Origin of the sequence: Symmachiella macrocystis, from assembly GCF_007860075.1 — a bacterium.
Lineage (GTDB): Bacteria > Planctomycetota > Planctomycetia > Planctomycetales > Planctomycetaceae > Symmachiella > Symmachiella macrocystis.
The window spans coordinates 399,355-420,613 of sequence record NZ_SJPP01000001.1 but is presented as its reverse complement, the minus strand read 5'-3'; the positions used below and the strand labels follow the sequence as shown (position 1 = coordinate 420,613).

The 21,259-nt window shown below is 55.2% G+C and carries 17 protein-coding genes; 9 read left to right on the top strand and 8 right to left on the bottom strand.

Features of this window, described 5'->3' with window-relative positions; translation table 11 throughout:
- Window positions 1-74: 74 nt before the first annotated feature.
- Window positions 75-2,615: a thioredoxin domain-containing protein gene (locus CA54_RS01640; RefSeq protein ID WP_146369137.1), complete on the top strand. Its 2,541-nt coding sequence runs from the start codon at window positions 75-77 to the stop codon at window positions 2,613-2,615.
- A gap of 158 nt (window positions 2,616-2,773) precedes the next feature.
- A complete protein-coding gene (locus CA54_RS01635; protein WP_146369136.1) occupies window positions 2,774-3,859 on the top strand; it encodes a Gfo/Idh/MocA family protein in 1,086 nt (361 codons plus the stop codon).
- A gap of 277 nt (window positions 3,860-4,136) precedes the next feature.
- Here CA54_RS01635 and CA54_RS01630 read toward each other — a convergent pair whose 3' ends face one another.
- A complete protein-coding gene (locus CA54_RS01630) occupies window positions 4,137-4,901 on the bottom strand; it encodes a hypothetical protein (RefSeq protein WP_146369135.1) in 765 nt (254 codons plus the stop codon).
- A 566-nt stretch (window positions 4,902-5,467) separates the two neighbouring features.
- Between CA54_RS01630 and CA54_RS01625 the strand changes: the two genes are divergently transcribed.
- The 3 genes from CA54_RS01625 (at window position 5,468) to CA54_RS01615 (ending at window position 7,147) form a co-directional block, all read left to right on the top strand.
- On the top strand, window positions 5,468-5,992 hold the full coding sequence (locus CA54_RS01625) for a macro domain-containing protein (protein WP_146369134.1): 525 nt from the start codon (window positions 5,468-5,470) through the stop codon (window positions 5,990-5,992).
- A 93-nt stretch (window positions 5,993-6,085) separates the two neighbouring features.
- Window positions 6,086-6,505, top strand: coding sequence for a hypothetical protein (locus CA54_RS01620; protein WP_146369133.1), 420 nt, complete (start codon window positions 6,086-6,088; stop codon window positions 6,503-6,505).
- A gap of 84 nt (window positions 6,506-6,589) precedes the next feature.
- Complete coding sequence (locus tag CA54_RS01615; protein ID WP_146369132.1) at window positions 6,590-7,147, top strand: hypothetical protein; 558 nt, start codon at window positions 6,590-6,592, stop codon at window positions 7,145-7,147.
- A 20-nt stretch (window positions 7,148-7,167) separates the two neighbouring features.
- On the opposite strand, the gene CA54_RS01610 is transcribed toward CA54_RS01615, so the two are convergent.
- Window positions 7,168-9,009 (bottom strand): glutaredoxin family protein, encoded by a 1,842-nt coding sequence (locus CA54_RS01610; RefSeq protein ID WP_197532121.1) that lies wholly within the window; start codon window positions 9,007-9,009, stop codon window positions 7,168-7,170.
- A 469-nt stretch (window positions 9,010-9,478) separates the two neighbouring features.
- Here CA54_RS01610 and CA54_RS01605 point away from each other — a divergent pair, with 469 nt between their 5' ends.
- Window positions 9,479-9,841 carry a hypothetical protein gene (locus tag CA54_RS01605; protein WP_146369130.1) on the top strand — a complete coding sequence of 121 codons (363 nt, stop codon included), beginning with the start codon at window positions 9,479-9,481 and terminating at the stop codon, window positions 9,839-9,841.
- Window positions 9,842-9,875: 34 nt separating this feature from the next.
- On the opposite strand, the gene CA54_RS01600 is transcribed toward CA54_RS01605, so the two are convergent.
- Both CA54_RS01600 and gltX read right to left on the bottom strand, forming a co-directional pair.
- Window positions 9,876-11,624, bottom strand: coding sequence for a glutamine--tRNA ligase/YqeY domain fusion protein (locus CA54_RS01600; RefSeq protein ID WP_146369129.1), 1,749 nt, complete (start codon window positions 11,622-11,624; stop codon window positions 9,876-9,878).
- A 73-nt stretch (window positions 11,625-11,697) separates the two neighbouring features.
- Complete coding sequence (gene gltX, locus CA54_RS01595; RefSeq protein WP_146369128.1) at window positions 11,698-13,260, bottom strand: glutamate--tRNA ligase; 1,563 nt, start codon at window positions 13,258-13,260, stop codon at window positions 11,698-11,700.
- 323 nt (window positions 13,261-13,583) lie between these two features.
- On the opposite strand from gltX, the gene CA54_RS01590 reads away from it, so the two are divergent.
- The 3 genes from CA54_RS01590 (at window position 13,584) to hisB (ending at window position 16,850) form a co-directional block, all read left to right on the top strand.
- Window positions 13,584-14,909, top strand: coding sequence for a Gfo/Idh/MocA family protein (locus tag CA54_RS01590; protein ID WP_146369127.1), 1,326 nt, complete (start codon window positions 13,584-13,586; stop codon window positions 14,907-14,909).
- 78 nt (window positions 14,910-14,987) lie between these two features.
- Window positions 14,988-16,061, top strand: coding sequence for a histidinol-phosphate transaminase (gene hisC / locus CA54_RS01585; RefSeq protein WP_146369126.1), 1,074 nt, complete (start codon window positions 14,988-14,990; stop codon window positions 16,059-16,061).
- A gap of 201 nt (window positions 16,062-16,262) precedes the next feature.
- Entirely contained in the window at window positions 16,263-16,850 is a 588-nt protein-coding gene (gene hisB, locus CA54_RS01580) for an imidazoleglycerol-phosphate dehydratase HisB (RefSeq protein ID WP_146369125.1), read from the top strand.
- A 227-nt stretch (window positions 16,851-17,077) separates the two neighbouring features.
- On the opposite strand, the gene CA54_RS01575 is transcribed toward hisB, so the two are convergent.
- The 4 genes from CA54_RS01575 to CA54_RS01560 all read right to left on the bottom strand — a co-directional run bounded on the left by CA54_RS01575 (window position 17,078) and on the right by CA54_RS01560 (window position 21,183).
- Window positions 17,078-17,278 (bottom strand): hypothetical protein, encoded by a 201-nt coding sequence (locus CA54_RS01575; protein ID WP_146369124.1) that lies wholly within the window; start codon window positions 17,276-17,278, stop codon window positions 17,078-17,080.
- A gap of 118 nt (window positions 17,279-17,396) precedes the next feature.
- Window positions 17,397-18,374, bottom strand: a complete 978-nt coding sequence (locus CA54_RS01570) for a hypothetical protein (protein ID WP_146369123.1) — start codon at window positions 18,372-18,374, stop codon at window positions 17,397-17,399.
- A 46-nt stretch (window positions 18,375-18,420) separates the two neighbouring features.
- Window positions 18,421-19,566 carry a 2-aminoethylphosphonate--pyruvate transaminase gene (locus CA54_RS01565; RefSeq protein WP_146369122.1) on the bottom strand — a complete coding sequence of 382 codons (1,146 nt, stop codon included), beginning with the start codon at window positions 19,564-19,566 and terminating at the stop codon, window positions 18,421-18,423.
- Between the two features lie 198 nt (window positions 19,567-19,764).
- Complete coding sequence (locus CA54_RS01560) at window positions 19,765-21,183, bottom strand: aldehyde dehydrogenase family protein (protein ID WP_146369121.1); 1,419 nt, start codon at window positions 21,181-21,183, stop codon at window positions 19,765-19,767.
- Between the last annotated feature and the right edge of the window lie 76 nt (window positions 21,184-21,259).

The following is a 21,259-nucleotide window of genomic DNA, read 5'->3' as shown; positions in this document are numbered from 1 at the left end:
CTCCAATACCCAAATTGTCAGTCACGCTCAGCCGCCGTTAGTGCGGTCAGAAAATAAACTCAGAGGATGCCAGGATGAAGTTGCCAATGTCGTTACGGGCGCGCGTTTTGTTGTTAACGTTTAACCTCGCGGTCGTCTCTTGCGGAGTGGGTATTGCTGCCGCTGCCGAAGAGAAACCGGACGCCCAAAATGAAAACCGCCTGGCCCATGAAACCAGTCCCTATCTGTTGTTGCATGCCCACAATCCCGTCGATTGGTACCCGTGGGGACCGGAGGCGTTGGCGAAGGCGAAAGAGGAAAACAAGCCGATCTTTCTGTCGATCGGTTACAGCAGTTGTTATTGGTGTCACGTCATGGAACGTGAGGTGTTTTCCAATCCGGAAATCGCCAAGTACATGAACGAACATTTTGTGAATATCAAAGTCGACCGGGAGGAACGCCCCGATATCGATGAGTTGTACATGACGGCGCTGCGTGTTTATTACCAGGCCCTTGGCGCGCCGCAAGCGGGAGGCTGGCCGCTCTCGATGTTTCTGACTCCCGACACAAAACCGCTGGTCGGCGGGACCTATTTTCCACCCGTCAACAGAGGGGGGAAAATCAGTTTTCCCGAGTTGACGGAGAAGGTGATTTCGATTTGGACCGACCAGCGCAAACAAGCCCAGGCCAATGCCGACTTTCTAACGACACACCTCAAGCGTGCGATGAAACCGAATCCCCTGCTTAAAAAGGTCACGTTGGATCGCGAATTACTCGACGGCATCTCCGCGGCGATCACGGCTGACTATGACGAGCAATACGGCGGATTTGGTTTCAGTGCCGACAACGATCAACAGCCGAAGTTTCCCACGCCGACAAAACTCGCCTACTTGCAATATCAAGCGGCTGCGCACGACGACAAGGCTGCGGCAGCGATGGTCAATAACACCTTAGATCACATGGCCGACGGCGGTATCTGGGATCATTTGGGCGGTGGGTTTCATCGTTACAGCACGGATCGATTATGGCGCGTCCCGCATTTTGAAAAGATGCTCTACGACAACGCGCAGCTTGCCGATATTTATGTCGCGGCATTCGAGCAAACCGGCAACGAAAAATATCGCCGGGTCGCCGAAGGGATCTTTGATTTCATTCAACGCGACATGACCGCAGCCGAGGGGGGATTCTACTCAGCTATCGATGCCGAATCCGATGCGGTCGAAGGCAAGTCGTACCTCTGGTCGGCCGAGGAAGTCAACGAGGTTCTCCCGGAAGCGGACGCCAAAATGTTCGCCATGGCCTATGGACTCAACGACGATCCGGAGCTTGAAGGCCGGCACGTTCTGCGGCGCGTGGCCGACACAGCTGCGGTGGCCGAGGAATTTGGCATCTCCGTTGAAGAAGCCGAGCAATATCTAAAAAACGCGCGCACGAAGTTGTTGGCAGTGCGCGATAAGCGGAAGACGCCGCTCACCGACGATAAGGTGATGGTCGATTGGAATGGGTTGATGATTCGCGCCTTGGCCAACGCTGGCGCGGCACTGAACCGGCCAGATTACATCCAATCCGCCGAGAAGGCTGCTGATTTTATCCTCAACAACATGCGCGGCCCGCAAGGGGGGCTGTTGCACACCTATCGGGACGGCAAGGCCAAATTCGCGGCCTATGCGGATGACTACGCATTTTTCGTCGAGGGATTGTTAGCCTTGCATGCCGCGACCGGTGAGGAAAAATGGCTGGCTGTGGCGCAGCGACTGACCGATCTACAGTTGGAGTTGTTCTGGGACAAAGAGCTGGGAGGCTGTTACTTCACCTCGCTGGGACATGAAGAACTATTGGCCCGTAGCAAACAAACATTCGACTCCGCCCGTCCGTCGGGCAACAGTGTCACCATCCGCAATTTGTTGCGGCTCGCCGCACGGACTCAGGACGCAAGCTATCAAGAAAAAGCCGCGCAAGCACTCCAAACATTTTCCCCGCTGCTGGAACAAGCCCCGCTGGGAGTGACCAACATGGCTTTGGGGGCGGCTGAATACCTCGACAAGCCGGACTTGGGCACTCGCAAATCCGGCAAACAAGATCAGAGCGCGGTCACCACCGCACCGCCGAAGATTCGACTGGCCTCAGCACTGCAACAGAAAAAGAAGGAGCCGGAAATCGTCACCGGCAAGGCGTACCTGTCGGTCGACAAACTTCCGCCGGGCAAAACCTGTGAGGTGATTGTCGTGCTCAAAATCGACGGCGGTTGGCACATCAACGCCAATCCCGCCGGCGACGAGTTTGCTTTGGCAACGGAATTCACGATGAATTCCAAACTCAAGACCAAACTCGGCAAGGTGCAGTACCCCAAGGGTAAAAAAATGGCGGTCGCCGGATTCGATAACCCACTGTCGGTGTATTCCAAATTCGCGGCCCTACGCGCCACACTGGAAGTCCCCGCTGCGGCAGCCGGTCAAAAGGAAGAACTGCTGCTGAGTATCCATTACCAAGCCTGCGATGACAAACGTTGCCTACGGCCCACGAAGCTGGAACTCAAAGTTCCCATTGCCGTCGCCCGCGAAGGGGAACCAGTCAAAAAGATCAACCAAAAGTTGTTCGCTAAGAAGAGAAAAAACAAAAAACGGGATGACAATTAGTCGGGGTGGGCGAAAACGATGACGAATAAGTTTGCATCACTGCGCAAAACCCGTTTAGACTTTGTGTGAGTTGCACTGTTGCTGCTTACTAGTCCCAACACTTCGCGCCGTTCTGCGAAGTACACAAGTCCCTCACACCCGCGCGGAGATCTCACGCTATGTCGCAAGTCGGCGTCGCTCTAATCGGTTCGCAGTTCATCTCCAGTATTCACTATGAGTCGCTGCAGCGCGTCGCCGCTGCCGAGGTCCGCGCGGTTGCTTCGCGGACCGAAGAGCATGTGCGGCAATTCGCCGAGGAACGCGGCATCCCCCATTGGACCACCGACTACCGTGAACTGCTCAAACGCGACGACATCGACATGGTCGTGCTTGGCGTGCCGAATTATCTGCATTGCGAGATTACCGTCGCCGCCGCCCAAGCGGGTAAGCATGTTGTCGTCGAAAAACCGATGGCAATGAATGTCGCCGAGTGCGACGAAATGATCGCCGCTTGCCACATCGCCGGCGTGAAGTTGATGTATGCGGAGGAACTTTGCTTTACTCCCAAATACGTGCGACTCAAAAAACTGGCCGACGAAGGAGCGCTGGGCGATCTGTTTTTGATCAAGCAATCCGAAAAACACGACGGTCCGCACGCCCCTTGGTTTTGGGACGTGGAAAAAAGTGGCGGTGGGGTCATGCTCGACATGGGTTGCCACGGCATCGAATTTGCCCGCTGGATTTTAGGCCGCCCGCCGATCACCAGCGTCTATTGTGACCTGAAGCTAAACATGCACGCCGACAAAACCCGCGGCGACGACACGAGCATTCTCATTGTCGACTTCGAAGGAGGCGCGACCGCTTACATCGAAGAATCCTGGGCCAAGCTGGGCGGCATGGATGACCGCGCCGAAGTCCACGGCACCGGCGGCGTCGCCTATGCGGATATTCTGCAAGGCACATCAATCCAAACCTACTCCAAGGAGGGTTACGGCTACGCTGTCGAAAAAGCGGGGGACACCAAAGGCTGGAGTTATACAATCTACGAGGAGGCTTGGAACTACGGTTTCCCGCAAGAGATGGAGCACTTCGTCCACTGTGTCCGCGACGACCAGCAGCCATGCATCACTGGCCACGACGGCCGCGCCGTCATGGAAGTCCTCTACGCCGCCTACGCCAGCGCCGGCCAAGGCCGCCGCATCGACCTGCCCTTTGAAACCGATGCTAAGACGCCGTTTGAACTTTGGGGCGGGGTGAAAGAGTAGGCAGAGCGCGGCTGGCAGTTCTGTAGAGCGACTGAACGGGAAAAAATCGTTCGTTGAATGCGTCCACGAAACGGTGGCGTGAATCCGTCACTGGTTCATCAATACGAACTTATTCGTGGAGGAGGACTTTAGGGACTCGATGAGCATTACCATCATTCGGTCGTATTTTGCAACCTAGGAGAAACGGTTGAATTGATGGGATTCGCAAACATCACTCAATTGCAATTCGTATCATTCACTGCGTGCAAAATCCTCTGCGCTCTACGAGAATAGGTGACTATCGTTTTTCCAGCAGATCAGGCACAGGTGGCTGAACGATCGATTCCCAACCTGGTGGAGTTTCCCATTTCTTCAAATGCTCGATTCTCCTACGCATTGCACGAGATTCTTCCTTTCCAACGTCTCTGTGATCGACCGGTCGATAACAATCAGGCGATTGCCCCGTTTGGACCCAGTTCGTTGCACATTGTAAGACCACGCTCATAGAAAAGAAGTAATAACGGCCTTCCCGTTCGCTGATGCCAAAGGCTGTGTCCAGTTCCACTAACGGACCATTTGCCTCTTGCGGTCGCCGGCCGTGCAACAGGATCTTGTAAGGATGGTTCAACATCACGGAATTGTTTCCAAGCAAGGAAAAGTTGTTCTCTGGGGTCGGAACGAATCTGCGAATATAGTCCAGTCGCGGGTTTTTTGAGCCGAAATCGAGAGTTACGAGTTCTACCTCCTCCAGATCAAACTCAAACAGCTTCGGTATTAGCCCTTCGTCTGGCCCCATGCTTCCAAAAATGGAATCGGTGTCTTCCCAAGGAGCGACATAGAAGTCGTGGATTGCCCGCATCGCCTCAATATCTTTGGCTTGATGTGCTTCCTTGTACCGCCTCAACAATTCGGGAATGTCGGTTGCGCCAAGCGTACCTTTTGCCGGTTTGGCTGGAGGTTTAGCCGACAAGGGCAAGCGCCAACCCCAATCCAGCTCATTCGATTTTTTTTCTTCGCAACCACAAATCAGGAGGAGACATGCCAGCTGGACAGCCAAAAACATTTGCGCACATCGCTGAGGTGTGGACATTATGACGCTCCCGTTGTTGTGCAATGATCGTCAAAAGGTTGGCGGAGTCCCATTGGCGACAGGTTAGTTTGGATTTCTCAAAACCATCTGTGCAGCGACTTCTGCACAGAGTACCAGCGTCGCCCCAATGCCAAATTCAATTGAGAGGCGTACAATACTCAATTCTATAACGGAGTACATACTATTACGACAGTGCTAGGTTGAATTCCACACACAGCGAGGGAGTTGAGTTCGCTAAATGCCCTTTTTGCGGAGTTTTTTTCGAGATCTTTTGATATGGCTCTTGCGGGCCAGTGCGTTTCGTTGTTGTGTGTATTGGATCGTGCTTGCCGTATGCTCCAGCAATTTGGCGAATGCGCATCAGCTACGTGACGCAGGGCAAGCTCCCACCGGCCATCGATTTCCGTTAGACTAACCACGGCAGGCAGGAGCCTGCCCTATGCGACTGCACTACGGATTCACGACTTTGCAACCCGATGCAAGATGTGAGACAATCTTCGTCAGGGTACACCAAAATTCCTACAAAGCGAGAAGAGCCGATGACGACTAGCGATCGCGTTCAATTCATCGTCGGGGATATTACCGCATTAGAGGTTGATGCCGTTGTCACCGCTGCGAATGAATCTCTTATTGGTGGGGGTGGGGTCGATGGAGCAGTACACGCTGCAGCTGGCCCTGGATTATTTGAAGAATGCCGGTCCATCGGGCTTTGTCCTGAAGGCGAAGCGCGCCTCACTGGCGGCTATCTCTTGCCCGCGAAACATATCATTCATACCGTCGGCCCAGTTTACGAGGACGGTTCATTCGGCGAAGCAAACGTGCTTCGCTCTGCTTACGAATCATCACTGCGTTTGGCGGAAGAGAATGCGATTCGATCCATCGCCTTCCCTTGTATCGCCACTGGTACGTATGGATTTCCCAACGCCGCCGCCTGCGAAATTGCGGTCGACACGGTCACTAAATGGCTAGAATGTCATGAGTCTCCTGAATTTATCGTATTCTGCTGTTTTGAAGAACCGGATATCTCGCTCTACCGCGAGCGACTAAGTAACGCAGTCACGTAGGGCAGGCTCCCGCCTGCCATCGATGTACGTTAGACTGAACACGGCAGGCAGGAGCCTGCCCTACGCTCAATGCTCGTCTACGGAGGGGAACGCATGCTGCGAATCACGCTTGGAGGGCTGCTGCTCTGTCTCGCCGGTTGTGCCTCGGGGGATCAAGAACAGACCTCTCTCACAGCTCAATTCGAAGAGACAGTTTCCAAATCGTTGCCAATGTTGGCCTGCCTGCACCGCCTGTTAGACACCCCGGTTGCCGCCGATGCGGGGATTCCTCAAACACCACCCGATAGTCTGGAGATTCTGGCGATTCCGACCCCCGAGGACCTGGCGCAAGACGGGTGCCGTTACACCTTACACATCGACCGCGCGGCGCAACGTGCCTGGGTCAAGACCGACGGCGGCATCGCCGACCACCTGCACGAGACAACCGGGCCTTGGCCGCTAATGAATGCCGACGTGAAAGCGCTCATGGCGGAGTTAGCCAAAGCCGAGAAAAAGTCTCGGGACGAAAAATAGTGCCGGATAGCCGCAGATGGGCGTCAAACACCGTTTCATTTCAGACGACAGTTAATGCGCGGCCGCTGATACGGTCAGTAGGTAATGACTGTCTCTACGAAAGACCAGTTGATCGTCTTTTTTGGCGCTTCCCTATATTCTGGAATTCTTTCCGGTTTTGCAGCGAGCATCCCTCTTTTGGGCACCCTTGCACCGGGCGCACTGTTCGGTTTTTGGCTCGCTTGGGCAATTGATACCACAATTCACCCCCTCCAATTCCGTCAAGTGGCTACTTTGGTCGCCTCTGCGACAGTGTCGTACATCATTGCTTTGATAATCTCTGTCAATTTCCCATTGAGGGAATTGAATATTGGGATGTGGTCAGTGGCAGTCCAAGGGGCGCTGGCCGGGGGAGCTGGTGCCTTCGGCCTTGCACTTTCGACTGTCGCCACTATTCCCCAACTCCGGTCATGGCAATTGTTATTCGCAATGAGTGTTGCCGGAGCAGCACTTGGCGGACTGTGTGAATTGGCTGCAATGTATATTCTTTTCCACACAGGATTGGTCGAACCGATATCGAACGTCCCGCTATTTATGTCATGGCAGATCGGCGTCGGCGCCACCCTTCCATTGACGGCCAAATTTGCAAATCGTGCCAAATAGTAACGTAGCGCAGGCCCCGGCTAAACCAGCCATTCCGGCTTGAAGATCATCACAACGCCCAGAGCGAGAATCAGTGCCCCGCTGACGAGTTTCAACCATCGCCCTTCTTTCTCTTGTAGCTTGCGGTGTCCCAGGGTGATTACCGCGATCAAGACCATCAGGCTGTCATCGAACATATAGGCCACGTTGTACAGAGCAAGATAGGCGTAGTTTTTTGCGGCGGGATATTCCTGCATCATGAGGACGTTGGTGTAGAGCGCCGGCAGTCCGGCGGTGCACAACAGCTCCACGATGTTGACGAGCACCGCCAATACAACAGCACCGGCCATTGCAGCCCACATAGTCTCAGCTGTCACAATCCGACGCGTCCGTTCGTAGATTCCGGGCTTGGCAGATTCAGGAATCGAGAGCGAGATTCCCTTCTTGAACGCGAAAAAATCCTTGACATGAATGCTGCCGACAACAATAGCCAGCACGCCCAGCGCGATCTGCACCCCCCTCAAATAGCCCAGGAACATAAATATGTTGAGCCAGGCCGCCATGAATGCAAAATAGGCAATCCCGCTGATCAATACGAACACGCCCGCAATAGCGAACATGCGGCTGCGGCTTTTCAGATGCACCAACACCGACAGCAAAAACAGTAGGACCCACATCGCACACGGGTTAAAGCCATCGACCAAACCGACGAATATTGTAAAGGCAGGCATGCCAACTTCAGAGGCACGCACTCGACCGAAAAAAGGTAGGTCCACTGAATCGTCATCGAGCGGTTCGATGGGTAGATCCAAAGGCGCATCGTCACTTGCGGAAGGAAACGGCGGTGGTGCGTCGTCACCTGGCAGGGGGAGATCGTTACCTGCCACAGGCGGCACATCACCTGAAGGCACAGACGGGAGATCAGAAGAGGGAATCGGAGGAGCATCCGACTGCGACGCAGGGACCGGTGCTTCACCCGGTAATGGCAATTCCACCGGATCTTCATCCGTCTCTGAGGATGTGGTTGCGGGCGGATCAGGATCGGCAAACAGTAAGCCGAACAAAACAACTGAAGCCGCCATCGACGATCTCGTTGATGAAAATCGGGATGCCGAGACTTTCCGGCCAGCTCGATCGACTGTGGACCTATTTTGGGGTCCTGGACAAGCCTTGGACCAGTAATCCAACGTCTTTAGGATTTGCCGTCCTGTGGTCTCATCGCGATCAAACCCGATTGTCAGCTTGTTGCAATAATGCACGACCGGCAGACTCGCCGCCTGTTGCTTGTAGCGGCGAATCACCGAGTCCATCTCATCTCGTGCCGTCTGATCGGAGACGACTTCCCGATAGACAATCTTGAGTGCCGGGTAGCGGGAACCATACTTGCCCAAAAACTCTTTTGCCGCCATGCAGTGGGGACAACCGCTCCGCACATAAGCCGTGAGAGTCAGGACTCGTTCCAAACGGTTTTGTTGTTGCTCTTTGGACGACAATTCTGCGAGAAGGTTATTTAACCCATAGATGGCCGGCAACTTCATCTCCGCTACGCCGAAATACTTCGCGATCTTCGCAGCTTTTTCTTGCGTTTTTTCGTTTTCATGCAGGTCGCGGAAATAGATGCGGAGACCCATACGCTTTGCAGCAAACTCCTCAAGAGCGGCCCGGAGTTCAGCAGCCTCGTCCACGCCGGAATCATAGAAAAAGTCCAGCGGAAAACACTGCAGCTGCCGCGCAGGTTGCGCAGGTAAGTCGCTGCTTCCTGCGCAGAGTACAGTTGCAGCCACAGCGATTAACCAGAAGTAGCGCCGGATACGCCGCCGTATCGCCTCGTTTGTAGACACTTGGATTGGAAACTCGGGGGTCGGCTGCACGTATCGTTTCATTGAACCATTTCCGACGAATCTGCGAACTATTATCTTGTGGAGAGGCCTTGCCATCGCAGTGCCTCCCGGTCATAAAAAAAGCCCTCCCGGCACTATGTGTGCACGGAAAAGCTCTCATTGCCAGTAGTGATAGCCAAACATCGGCTAGACAACCATGATTCTACCGACCAGGAGTCACAAATCAAACAGCTGGCATTAGACTGTGTGGCAAAACCTTCGTATTCGATCACAACGCGTTTGCCGCACAAGTCAGGGTCGAATCCGCAAAAACTGGATGGGCCGCCACTACAAGTCGTTTCAAAACCCTCTGATGCGTCCGGCTGACACTGATCTGCAAAGTCTGGGAACAAGCGTAACCGGGTCTTGACTCTAGTCCTAGCAAGATTCCCCTAACACTTCGCGGTGCTGAGGCATAGAATACCCTCAGAGGGCCTCAAAACTCCGATCGTATTCGAACTGAGCTCAAACCATGACTTCGCCACATCCTTTGCTGACTGAATGGCAACAACGGATCGATGAGTTGAACGAACGGATCGCAGCGCCGTCACGGTCGAAATGGCTGTTCGAGATTCGTGCCAAGATCTTGAAGTACTTTGTCTCCCGCTACGGTAAACAGCCGCCTCGAAAAATCGAAGCAGCCCGTACCCAAGCAACCACCGTGCGACCTCAAGCAACCACCGCCCGACGCCCCGCCTATTTCGCAGCCGGGACCACGACTCTACACGGCCGTGATCTCAAATCGCGGGCAACGATTCGCATGCTGCTTGATCGAATTCATCAGACCGTGCACCCCCCGCGCAGCAACAATCCCCGAAGCAAGTCGAATTCTTAAATTTGCGGATCTCAGTTGCCGTGCAGGCAGAAGCTTACTTCTTGCCTTTATTCTTACCCTGGCCTTTACCTTTGCCCTTTCCCTGTCCGCCACCCTGCTTGGCGATCTTGGCCCAGGCATCCCGCAGCGTGACCGTGCGGTTAATCACCAGGGCGTCCGGTTTTGAGTCCTTGGCATCGATGCAAAAATATCCCAGCCGTTCGAACTGCACGCGGGTGCCCGGTTCTAAGGTGGCGACCGAGGGCTCGACGATGGCTTTGCTCGCAACTTCCAAGGAGTTCGGGTTGAGGTTGGTTTTGTAATCCACTCCCTCCTCCACGTCGCTGGGGTCGGGGAGGCTAAACAGATGGTCGTACAACCGAACTTCCGCCGGCACGCCTTTTTCGGCCGAGACCCAATGCAGCGTCGCTTTGACCTTCCGTCCGTCAGGCGCAGATCCGCCGCGGGTTTCGGGATCGTAGGTGCAGCGAAGTTCAACGATTTCGCCGGTCGCTTCGTCCTTGATGACTTCCTCACAGGTGATGTAGAACGCATACCGCATGCGGACTTCTCGGCCGGGGGCGAGGCGGAAGAATTTTTTCGGCGGGTCTTCCATAAAGTCATCCCGTTCGATGTACAGCTCGCGCGAAAACGGTACCTTGCGGCTTCCGGCCGATTCATCTTCGGGGTTATTGACGGCGTCCATCTCCTCGACTTGCCCCTCGGGATAGTTGGTGATCACAACCTTGAGCGGATCGAGCACCGCCATCACCCGTTGCGACGTCTTATTCAAATCGTCGCGCAGACAGTGCTCGAGCAAGGCAAAATCGGTCGTGCCGTCGAATTTGGTGACGCCGATTTTTTTGCAAAACGCTCGCAGCGCCGCCGGTGTATAACCGCGGCGACGCAAGCCAACAACCGTCGGCATCCGCGGATCGTCCCAGCCATTCACGAATCCCCCCTCGACCAATTCGAGCAATTTCCGTTTGCTCATCACGGTGAAGGTCAGGTTCAGACGGGCGAATTCCGTTTGCTCAGGATGGTAGATCTCGAGCGCATCGAGAAACCAATTGTAGAGCGGGCGGTGGTCTTCGAATTCCAACGTGCAGATGGAATGTGTGATCCGTTCGATTGAATCGGATTGTCCGTGCGTAAAGTCGTACAGCGGATAGACACACCACTTGTCGCCGGCGCGGTAGTGATTTACGTGGCGAATGCGATAAATCGTCGGGTCACGCAAGTTCATGTTGGGAGAGGCCAGATCGATTTTCGCCCGCAACACATAAGCCCCATCAGGAAATTCGCCCGCTCGCATCCGCTCAAACAGATCCAGGTTTTCTTCCACCGACCGCGAGCGGCCCGGCGATGGCTTGCCCGGTTCAGTCAGCGTGCCTCGGTATTCCCGCATCTGATCGGCGCTCAAATCGCAGACGTAGGCCTTATCAGCTTTGATCAATTGCACCGCGAACTCGTAGAGTTGCTCAAAGTAATTCGAGGCATAGTATTCGTGCTCGCCCCAATCAAAACCGAGCCAGCGGACGTCGGATTTGATCGCTTCGACGAATTCGACACTTTCCTTCTCCGGGTCGGTGTCGTCCAAACGCAAGTGACAGACGCCGTCGGGGAACTCCTGGGCGATACCAAAGTTCAGGCAAATCGATTTGGCGTGGCCGATATGCAAATAGCCGTTCGGCTCGGGAGGAAACCGGGTGACGACGCGGCCGTCGAATTTGCCGGTGCGACAATCCTCGGCGACTTTCTCGCGGACAAAGTCAGAAACTGTTTCAGTATTATCGGCAGCCATTAACGGCGTCTCCGTTCGCGTGTGGATTATCCATTGAATTCTATAACCAAAACCGTCGGTTTCGGACCCTTCATTAAACGCGAGACAGCGCCAATGTAATCCGTGACACGCACCGCTCGCGGCCCAGCAGTTCCAAACAATCAAACATCCCCGGACCGGCCGGCTTGCCGGTGACAGCGATCCGCAGTGCATGGATGATCCGGCCGATCTTTGTGTCCTGTTCTTCGACAAACGTCTTCAGCGCCGTCTCTAAGTTTGCTGCGTCAAACGGCTCCACAGTTTCCAAAATCGGCTGGAATTTTGTCAAGAGGTTTACGGCGTCCTCGGGCTTGGTGATTCGCTTGGCAAAAGCTTTTTCATCGTACTGAAGTGCGTCGTCAGCGACGAAAAACTCTTCATAATCCAGAATGTCGCTGAACACCTTCAATCGGTCCGCCACCGCGGCGATCAACCGGCCGACAAATTCTCGTGTTTCGTCGTCGGCAGGGTCCTCGATAGCCTTGGCAGCGGTCAAATACGGCAAACAGGCCTCGATCTTTTTCTCGTCCGACAGTTCGCCCATCCAGTGCGCCTGATAACTGAGCAATTTGTCGGGATCCAACCCCGCCGGGGATTTGATCACGCGGTCCAACGTGAAGTTGTCGACGATTGTTTTCCGCGACATGATTTCCGTTTTGTCGTCCAGCGACCACCCCAGCCGCGCGAGGCCGTTGACCATGGCGTCGGGCAGATAGCCCATCCGTTCGTAATACTCGACCATCACCGGGTCGAGACCAGCCGAGTCGCCCAGACCGATTTTCGGCAGGATCACGTCTCCCCGCTCGAACAGGCGTTTGAACTGAGGATTGTTGCGGTATTTATCGAGTTTGCGTTTGCTGAGTTTTTCTTTGGTCCCTGGAGCAGCGACATAGGGCACGTGGGCGAATTGCGGCGGGGTGTGGCCGAGCGCTTCGTGAATTCGCAGTTGAATCGGGGTGTTGGAAAGATGCTCTTCGGCGCGGATCACGTGCGAGATTTCTGCGTGGGAATCGTCAATCACTGTCGCAAAATTATAAAGCGGCGTCTGATCGGTCCGCATAATCACCGGATCGGAAATTAGCTTCGGGTCGAACTCCACGCGGCCACGGATTAGGTCGTCGATGACGATCGCCTCGTCGCGGGGCATCAAAAAACGTACGACGTAGGGCCGGTTTTCTTCGTGGTATTGCTGTAGCTGTGCATCAGTCAATTCCAACGACCGCCGTACATGCACATACTGCCGCTTCTCCGCCTCTGCAGCGGCGCGATCGGCGGCGATTTCTTCCGGGGTGGAATAGCAACGATAGGCCAAACCCTGTTCCAGCAGTCGTGCCGCAGCTGCTTGGTAGAGGTCGCCCCGTTGGGACTGGAAATAAGGACCGTGTGGGCCGCCGACTTCGACCCCTTCGTCCCAATCGAGTCCCAACCAGCGGAACGCGCGGAGAATCGGCCCGATCGCCGCATCCATATTGCGTTGCTGATCGGTATCATCGATTCGTAGAATGAATTGCCCCCCATTGTGCCGTGCCCACAGCCAATTGAATAAGGCAGTCCGCATGCCGCCAATATGCATATAACCGGTGGGACTGGGAGCAAAACGCGTACGGACAGCGGACATGGGGTTCTCAACGGGATAATTAGAGCCAGTTTCAAAACCGGGTTGCGCTCGTTCCGGAAACTTGCAGATCAGTCTCAGCGGGACGCGTCAGTGGGTTTTGAAACGATTTGTAATGGTCGGCGATCATAGAAATCCCTGAGCCAACGGGTCAACCCCCACCGAACAAACAGCAGCGGCAGTGTGTCCTAGCATCGGTTCCACGGCCAAAATCACCCCAGATGCATCCACAACATCCCGGATTCCTTGCAAACCACGGGCCTGATTGCGACGCTATAGACTAGTTGTCACTGCCGAAATCAACCCGTTTCCCGGAGAATCATGCTATGGCCGACGAAATCACCCGCCGGAAGTTTTTGGCCACCACCGCCACCACGGCCGCAGCCATCGCCGCTGCGTCGGAAGCAGCGGCATTTGCACCACAACCGGAACGAATACGCGTCGGACTAATCGGTTGCGGGGGAATTATGAGCAGCCATGTCCGCAGGATCGTGGCCCGCGGCCTGCCGGTGGAATTTACCCACTTGTGCGACGTCGACGACCACCAACCGGAACGGCGGGGGATTGCTAAGGCAATCAGCGGGTTTCAAAAACAGGAGCCCCAACGAACCCGAAATTTTGAAGAGGTGCTGGACGACAAAACCGTGCAAGCGGTCATCGTTGCCACGCCGCACCACCAGCATGCGCCAATTGCCCTGCCGGCCATGCAGGCCGGTAAAGATATCTACCTCGAAAAACCGGGATCGCACGTCTTTGCCGAAGGCCCGCTGTATATTGCCGCCGCCAAGAAATACAACGTCGTGTTCCAACACGGCTCTCAAATGCGATCCAGTCCGGTGACCGAAAGCGCGGGGGAACTGTTGGCATCGGGAATCCTCGGCGAAGTCAAAATGACCAAGGCTTGGAATTGCCAGAACCGAGAGGTTCGCAAACCAGTCGCTGACTCAAAACCGCCGGCCGGGGTCGATTACGACCGTTGGCTGGGACCGGCCCCGGAGCGGCCATTCAATGAAAACCGCTTCCATCAATATTGGCGGGTCTTTCGCGATTACGGCAACGGCGACATCGGCGACGATGGGATTCACGATATCGACATGGCCCGCTGGGGACTGGGCGTGACCACGCATCCCAATCGCATCACAGCACACGGCAGCACGATCGCCAAACGGGGAGACCGCGATTATCCTGACAACATGATGGTCGCCTTTCACTACGACGACGACAAAGTGCTGTTATATGAGGACCGGTTGTTCACGCCGTATGGCTATCGCGGCTTCGACAGCGGAAACACGTTTTACGGCACCGAAGGCTATATGATTTTTTCACGCCGCGGTTACTATCAGGTCTATCTGGGAGCGAAGGAAAAAGAGGGGCCGACCGTCCCCAAGGAAATCCGCGGCGGTGCCGGACGGGGATACGATGAACACATGGTCGATTTCCTGAAGTGCGTCCGCACGCGGGAGACAGCGATCTGTACGCCGGAAATCTCGCACCTCTCCTGTTCGCTAGTGCACCTGGGCGAAATCGCCTTTCGCGCGCAAGACGTAATCAACTTCGACCCGGCGACCGAAACGATCCAAGACAATCCCGCCGCAGCCAAACTGCTGACGAAAACCTACCGCGCCCCCTACGGGTTGCCTACGGATCTATAACAACGTATCCGGCAGGAGCCTCGCCCTCCCAAAAGAGCATCACATTTTTTGTTAAACGACATCACGAGTTCCCCACCTATGAGCCTTTTCCGTCCGAATATCGATCGCATTGACGGCTATGTCCCCGGCGAACAACCGCAGACTACCGATTGGGTGAAGTTGAACACCAACGAAAACCCCTATCCCCCCTCGCCGCGGGTTTTCGAAGCCATCCAAGCCGCGGCGACTGACCGCTTGCGACTCTATCCCGACCCGATCGCCACGGAGTTTCGTACGGTGGCGGCGGAGCTTTTCGGTGTCGATGCCGATTGGGTTTTGCCCGCCAACGGCAGTGACGAGAATCTGACGATCATCATCCGTTCCTTCGTCGACCCGGGCGAGTTAGTGGTCTCCCCCTATCCGAGTTACATCCTCTATGAAACGTTGGTTGATATTCAGGGAGGCCGCCATGAGCGGTTGCCCCTCAATGCCGATTGGTCGTGGGACATGCAGACTTGCCGGCTGTTGATTGAACAAGCCAAGCTGGCGCTGGTCCCCAATCCTAATTCCCCTTCGGGCAATCGATGGAGCTTAGACGAGATCGCGGAACTCATTCCGCCCCAGGGGATGTTCGTCCTCGATGAGGCATACGGCGATTTTCCCGACCAGCCGCATTGCGGAGAAATCTTTTCCCGTCATGCTGGCGAGCGGGTGATCGTCACGCGGTCGTTTAGCAAATCTTATTCACTGGCCGGCATCCGCATGGGCTTCGCCGTCGCTCATCCTGATGTCATCACCGGCATGCGGAAGGTCAAGGACAGCTACAACTGCGATGGCATCGCTTTGGCCGCTGCAACCGCCGCACTACGCGATCAACAATGGATGCTAGACAACACCGCCAAAATTCAACAAACGCGGGCGACCTTGTCTGCGACGTTGGTCGACCTCGGTTTCAATGTCGTTAACAGCCAAGCAAATTTCGTTTGGGCTACGCACCCGCAGCGTGAACACTGCGAAATCTTTGAAGCCCTCAAAGAGCGAAAAATTCTGGTGCGGTTTATGACCTACCCCGATGTCACCTACCAGGACAAACCGCTCACCGGATTGCGGATGACCATTGGCACTAATGAGCAAAACGAAATACTCTCGGCCGCCTTACGCGAAATCGTCTGACGACCCCATCCCTCGGCTTCGTCGGGGGGCAGGCCGCTGGATTCACGCGGCCACAACGTTTGTTCCGGTTATATCGCTCAAATCGCCGGCGAACCGGGGGCGAATTTCCCAGGCCCCTACCGCGGCGCAATTCGCTGTGATACTAATTAGAAGTCGTTTCTCTCTCGACCGGACATTTTTTCTTTTGACGATGAGTCCACCATGAGTCGCACCGCCACCATCGATCGCAAAACGGCCGAAACGCAGATCACGCTCACGCTGAATCTCGACGGCATGGGACAATCCAAAATTCAAACCGGCGTCGGTTTTTTTGACCACATGCTGACGCTGCTCGCACGGCACGGTTTGTTGGACTTGGAGATCGACTGCAACGGCGACCTAGAAGTCGACCAACACCACACGGTCGAGGATGTGGGCATCTGCTTGGGGCTAGCGATCGCTGAAGCGTTGGGAGACAAACAGGGCATCACCCGCTATGGCGGCAAGACATTGCCCATGGAAGAGACGTTGATTACCTCAGCCGTCGATTTGAGCGGACGGGCGTGGTTTGTCTACAAGGTCGAATTTCCCACGGAGAAAATCGGCGAGTTCGATTCGCAATTGGTCGAGGACTTTTGGCAAGCGGTCTCGGCCAACGCCAAGATGAACCTGCACTTGGTCCTGCACCACGGCCGCAACAGCCACCACATCTCAGAAGGCATCTTCAAAACCACCGCCCGCGCCTTGCGCGAAGCGGTCAGCATCGATCCCCGCGAAACCTCGGTCCCCTCGACCAAAGGCTCGCTGTAGCTGCGCAGTTTCAGCGGCTTGGGTTCAGGGATCTTAGCCACAGATTAACACGAATCGAACACGGATAAAAAAAGATGGGTTCCGTGGCGCTTCTTGGTTATCTCCAAAATTCGTCTGTCGACCGACGCTGATTTGGCAGCTGTTAAGAGACCTAAAATAGCCAACTTTATCCGTGTTTCATCGGTGTTAATCCGTGCCTCACGATTTTGAAATGCACGTCACTGCTGCTAATGGCCGTAGGAGTGCTTTTCGTCGTCTCCGCGCGTATTCCAGGCGTCGCCAGGGATCGGATCTTCGACCGAGAAGAGATAGTGATCGCTACTGGGGCCTTCGCCGCGGTTGAGTAGATGACCGGATTCACATCCGACCACAGAACCAAACATCAACGCTGCAAGCGCGCAGAGAGGCAGACATTGCCGAATTCGCATGAGATTTTTCTCCTTGCCGAGGAAGTCCGGCGACAAGAATTGAGAGATGAAATGTAGAGTTGAGAGAGCGCGGATTCTATCGGCCACTGCCTAATGTGCCAAGACCAATCGCCGCCGTCTACATTCCATCCCGAAACGCGGCATGGCATTGTGAGCAGTGGTTTTGCAACCGCTGCATCAGTTTGGCTGAATCTTCAATCAACGTCTGGGAACGGTCTTTCGCCAACGCGCTGAGACGTCTGCTCAGCGTCGTGGCTGTCTCGTTCGCGGCGGACAATTGACGCAGATAGTCACCACATAGTTGTTTACTATTTTCGTTGCGGGCTAGTTCGCGAAAATGTTCGGCCAATTGCAACGCCTCTTGATCCGGCACGACATCGGGATGGTTGGGTAATGCACGGAAACCATGCTTTTGGATTTCCTTAAGCCGTTCCCAACAGGCATTAATCGTCACCATCGCTTCGACGGTGGTGGATAGCTGGGCAGTTTCAGGAAAGTCAGTCGGCACCTTGGCCAGGTCGTCTTTGGAGGGCATTTGAAACTCGCGGACGACGCGAAACAGTCCCGCATATTTGGGCGAGGTCTCCGCCTCCTGTAACCAGGCGAGGGCCGTCTCGTCATCCCATTTTTCCGTTGCCCGACAACAGATTGCTGCGGCAGCGGGACCACGGTGGCGGCCGTGATGACAATGCACGAAGACCGGACCATCAAGCGTTTGCGCCGCTTTGACAATTTGCAACATCCGTTGCGATTCGACGCCATCGTAACCAATCGGCAAATGCACATACCGCAGCCCGTGTTTGCGAGCAGCTGATACATCCGGCTTTGTCCCATCCACACTGATGATGGTTTTGACGCCAAGCTTTTTCAATTCACGAAACGCCGCCTCTCCCTCAGGTTGTGCCCCGCTCAGGAACTTGGGAGACAGCCGATGCAACCGGTCAATGGTCGGCGATTGAATGGACTCGGGGAATTCCTCGCCGTGACAAGTCACAGAATAGCCCAACAAACAAACCAGCAACCCAATCACCGGCACACACAACCACGCCCGGTTTCTTGCAAAAATGGCCTCGCACCAAAGCGTGGAAATCATCATCGAGCGCCTCTCCCTAACTTTCCGGCCACTGGCTACTAGCCACCTATCAACACGCAGCCACCATTGTCATGTCCAATTCCATTACTGCAATGGCATCTTCAATGGCTGCCAACAGATTCTCCACATCAGCGGGGAACATGTGTCCAATGGTGCCGATGCGAAAACAATTGACGTCGCCCAATTTGCCGGGATAGATAATGCTGCCCCGTTCTTTGAGCACATTATAAAACGTGTCGAAATCGAACTTTGGATCCGCGGGGTAATGAAATGTCGAGATGATGCAGCTTTGTTGTTCCGGCTGCAGGTATTCACGAAAACCGAGCCGCCGCATACCGGCGATCAGCGTGCAGCGATTCTCCTCATACCGAGTCGCACGACCCGCCATGCCGCCCTCAGCCTCAAGTTCGACCAACGCCTGTTCTAACGCCAAAAAACTATGTGTCGGTGGGGAGTAGCGAAACCGACCATGCGTTTCAAACGCTTGCCATTGGTCGAGTAAGTCCAGACACAAACTGCGGGCATGGCCTTCGCTCGCTTCCAAGACCGCGCGCCGCGCTAGTACAAACGAGAACCCCGGCACGCCTTGCAGGCATTTGTTGGCCGATGAAATCAAATAGTCGATCTGGCAGGCCGGTAAATCGATTGGTAACGCGCCAAAGGAACTCATGGCATCGACGGTATAAATCCGCCCCGCCGCAGCGACGATCTTGCCGATTTCTTCGATCGGATTCACGATCCCCGTCGTCGTTTCGCAATGCACGACGATCACGTTCGTAATATCCGCATCATCGGCCAAGGTTTGCCGCAATTGCTCGATATCGGGAATTTCATTTTCCTCAGAATGCAGCACCACTTGATCGATTTTCAAATGCTGCGCCATTTTGGCAATCCGCTCGCCATAGGCCCCGTTGACCAGCGATAACATTTTTCCGCCGGGCGGAACGCTGCTCCCGATCGCCGCTTCGACGCCAAACGAGCCGCTTCCCTGGAGAGGAATCGCTTCGTAACCCGCTACTTTCGAGACACCGGCGAGCGTCAGCAGTTGGTTTCGAATCCGCTGCACAATGTCAATAAATTCCTGGTCCCACGACCCCACATCGCGCAACATCGCCTGCTTAACCGTCGGACTCGTTGACAACGGCCCGGGCGTAAAGAGGACTTTATCGGGAGGGGAGGTTGGTGTTGAATTCATGAATCTAGTTTTCCAAGAAGAGTGATCCTGACCACCGGACATTTTGTCTAAATCGCTTGCCAATTACGACCGCAAGCGGTCAGTTTGGGAAAACTTCAGCCGTTCAAAAGAGGCTTGAGGCTTGAGGGGACAGGCGTGAGGTTGTGGTGGGAGAGCCAGGAACGGTGCGAACGTCTCTCTGGCCACTGGCCACTTAGCCTAAAAGGGCAGCGAAAACGTCTTCACGTTCGACATACACTTCATCGCCTCGATAACCCCCTCTTTAATGCCCAGGCCGGAATCTTTGACGCCGCCGAAGGGAGAGCACTCGATACGATAGCCGGGGACTTCGTTGATGTTGACCGTGCCGGTACGAATGCCTTTAACGGCTCGCAGCGCATGGTCCAGGCTGTCGGTGACGACGCCCGAGGACAAACCGAAATCGGTCGCGTTGGCCAATTCGATCGCATCATCGATGTCACGGACCGACATGATTGGCGCCAAGGGGCCGAACGATTCACAGACCACCATCTCCGCATCGCGAGGCACGTCAGCAATGACCGTTGGCGATAACTGAGCACCGCGCCGCTCGCCACCCAGCAGCACCTTGGCCCCGGCAGCGACCGCATCGTTGACGACCGACTCCAATCGCATTGCCGCCGCTTCGTCAATCACCGTCCCCACACGCGTCTGTTCCTCGGCGGGATCGCCGACAACATACTCCGCCGCCCGTTCCACGAATCGCTGTGTGAATTCGGCAAGGATATTCTCGTGCACCAACAACCGTTTGACGGCTGTGCACCGTTGGCCGGAATTGCGGAAACAGCCCTCGGCCGCCAAATGAACGGCCAAGTCCATGTCGGCATCATCAAGAATGATCAGCGGCGAGTTTCCGCCCAATTCTAAAACGACCTTTTTGTATCCGGCTTCGTGGGCGATCTGTTTACCAATGTTGACGCTACCGGTGAAGGTGACCAACTCCACGCGGGGATCAGTCACCATGGTTTTCGCCACTTCGTCCAACGGACCCAGCAGCACGCTCAACATCCAGCCGGGTAACCCCGCCTCGTAGAGCAGCTCCGCGCAGCGAATGGCGGTCAGTGGGGTTTTTTCCGATGGCTTGAGCAAGACCGGTGCGCCGGCGGCAATTGCCGGTGCCAATTTGTGGACGACCTGATTCAGTGGATGATTAAAAGGCGTGATCGCTGAGATCAATTTCACCGGTTCGCGCAGCGTAAATATCTTCCTTGCCTTGCCGGTCGGCGAGACGTCGCAGGAGAAAATTTGCCCGTCATCCTTCAGCGCTTCCATGGCGGCGAATTGAAACACATCGCTCGCCCGGCCCACTTCGTAGCGTGTTTCCTGCAGGCAGATTCCCGATTCGGCACAGATCAACCGCGCAAAGGCATCGCTGCGTTCCAGCAGCAGATCGCGGGCCGCGTTGAGAATCTCGTACCGCCGATACCGTGACAACGGCTCGCCCCCCTCCAGTGCCGCTTGGATCGCCTGCTCTGTCTCAGCAGGTGTGACCTGTGCAACCTGGGCGATGACTTCGTTGTTGTAGGGATTCGTAACGTCAAAAGTCGTGCTTGATGCAACGGCCTTGCCGGCGACGAAGCAGGGGAATATATCGTCCAAAATACTGCGCACCTATCAGAATTCAGCTTGGATGAAGCCAGTCGGCTATGGATTCGATGACGGTACAGGATTCACG